The 2,226-nt window shown below is 37.0% G+C and carries 3 protein-coding genes; 2 read left to right on the forward strand and 1 reads right to left on the reverse strand.

The features are described from left to right. Together cas6 and cas8a1 are read left to right on the forward strand one after the other, a co-directional pair. Nucleotides 1-696 (forward strand): type I-MYXAN CRISPR-associated protein Cas6/Cmx6 (gene cas6, locus C7H19_RS25005; protein WP_342752324.1); only part of this gene is annotated, 696 nt, incomplete at its 5' end. Beyond that, on the forward strand, nucleotides 693-1,868 hold the full coding sequence (cas8a1, locus tag C7H19_RS25010) for a type I-MYXAN CRISPR-associated Cas8a1/Cmx1 (protein WP_106459610.1): 1,176 nt from the start codon (nucleotides 693-695) through the stop codon (nucleotides 1,866-1,868). The genes cas6 and cas8a1, both read left to right, overlap by 4 nt. A gap of 27 nt (nucleotides 1,869-1,895) precedes the next feature. Here cas8a1 and C7H19_RS25015 read toward each other — a convergent pair. Further along, nucleotides 1,896-2,226, reverse strand: a 331-nt coding sequence (locus tag C7H19_RS25015) for a transposase (RefSeq protein ID WP_181280643.1), incomplete at its 5' end; no start/stop codon positions are given.

Consider the following 2,226-nt stretch of genomic DNA (forward strand, 5'->3'; position numbering starts at 1 on the left):
CAATTACTTAGCTATGTTAGTGATCGCAGCGATAACAATTTGGTTATGATTTATGTTTGCAGACACGCCCTAGTTTTTAAAATCAAAGGCGAACCAATACCTCTGGATAATGGTTATCTTGTTTACTCTGCTTTATGCCGTATTTGTCCTCCCCTTCATGAACTTAATTCTGTAGGAATTCATCCTATTACTGGAAATCCGACCAGTAATCATTTTCTTATACTCAACTATCAATCTCGTCTAAAAATTAGAATTCACCATCAACAAATTCCTTTAATTTATCCTTATTTAACGGCTCAAACTTTTCAGATTAGTCAACACACCTATCAATTGAATATTCCTGACTATCAACCTTTGCTTCCTTCGGAAAGTCTCTATTCTCGATTAGTAGTTATTAAAGGATTTCAAGAGCCTTTTACTTTTATTGAAGCGGTTCAGCGACAATTAAATGAGTTGGAGATACAGGGAAAGGTTGAACTCCTCACCCGACAAGATGGAACGCCTCAACGCCGACAACTGACTATCAGTAAACAGGAAAAGCAATTTAAGGTAAGGGGATTTGGCGTAAAAATCAGTGAACTTAACATAGAAGATTCTTTGACGATTCAAGCACGGGGAATTGGAGGAAAGCGGAAGATGATGTGTGGGGTATTTGTTCCTGCGACTCGCCTCAAGGAAGTCGAGGAAATCACATGACAGCCACTCGACCAAAAATTTTCCTATCTCTGTATGCTTCAAATACAACAATGATGCACCGTGCAGGAATGACAGGACTATACATGACCTTGAAGCGATTAGAAGAAAAATATCCAGATTGTCGTCAACGTGCAGAATATCTATCATGGTCGTTAACTGTTGATACCATTAAATTATTTTGGAAAGGAAATGATTTAGTAGCCCTAACTTGGTTGATTAAAGAATCGTTTCAACTAGATGATAATGGTTTAGTTCATTTAGTGGGATTAGAAAATAATGAGATAGATTTAAGACAGAAAATCCATCTTCATGAGGGAATCTGCGCTATTTTCCTGCGACATAACAAGTTTTATCAAACAGAAAAGTTAGTAAAAATCCAACTCAACATTGAAGATCGACAGGTTGAGTATCAATACAAATCCCTAGCATGGTATGTACATCAAACCTTTGCAGAAGAGTTATCCGAAAAAGAGACTCAGCAGCTAAAACATGATTATGTTTCTATAACCAGTTGGTTGTATTTAGGAGGAATTGTCCGCCATGCTCAAATACAAAGTACCACAAAACTGCAAGAGAAACCTGAATACGCCTTTGCATTATTATTTGTACCAGTAGTTTGTCACTATTGTTTACTTCATCTTCTTTGCGAAGATTTAAAGGTAAAGAAACCTCATCGCTACCTTGTAGTGATTCCAGAAATTAACAATTTTGAAGAAGCTTCTCAAAGGAGACGACGATTACAGAAATTAGAGGTCAAACAACTTCATGTAAGTAGCATTGGTGAGGCTGGATTACTATATTACAGCCTGGACGACATTCAATCCGAAAGCGACTACTATCAAACTTGTCAAGTTTGGCTATATGAAAAAATGAACAAAAGATCTCGTCAACGAACACTGACGTGTATAGAAGAAATTAAAATTGATAAAAATACTTTAAATATATATCAACTGATTCAACGATATTTCCAACCCAATTATCAACTGATTCAATCCGAGGAAATTTTTATTAAAATCAATTATATTCGGTCATTGATTGCCGAAAGTTTAAGTAAAAAACTCTCTTGGTGGTCTAATTTATGGGATACATTAATCATAGAGGATTCAAAAGGCTATTTATTTAAACAGCTACTTTACAATCGAAAAGGGATACAAATGATACCAAATCCGTAGTTATTAGCCATTGTATACAAAGAGGTTTTAACCAGCCTTGAAAACTTCTGGATCTGGCCACCAATGATAGTTAGTCAAAGCTTGAATTTGAGGTTGCATTTGTGCAAGAACATGACAGCGTTGAGCGAGAACCACTTCCAAAGCATCAAGAGTTTCAAAGCTCTTGTTGACCAAAGGCTCATCAGCCAAAGCCCAAAGTCTCTCGGCTGGTTGTAATTCGGGAGAGTAAGGAGGTAAAGGCTCAAAAAAGATGCCTAATGGTAACTCAACTTTCTCGCTCATATGCCATCCAGCGCGGTCAAGAACCAAAAGGATAATTTTGTCTTGTCCTGCTCCTACAGCTGCGGCAAAGGATTTT

The organism is Aphanothece hegewaldii CCALA 016, assembly GCF_003007785.1.
Taxonomy (GTDB): Bacteria; Cyanobacteriota; Cyanobacteriia; order Cyanobacteriales; family Microcystaceae; genus Chroococcus; species Chroococcus hegewaldii.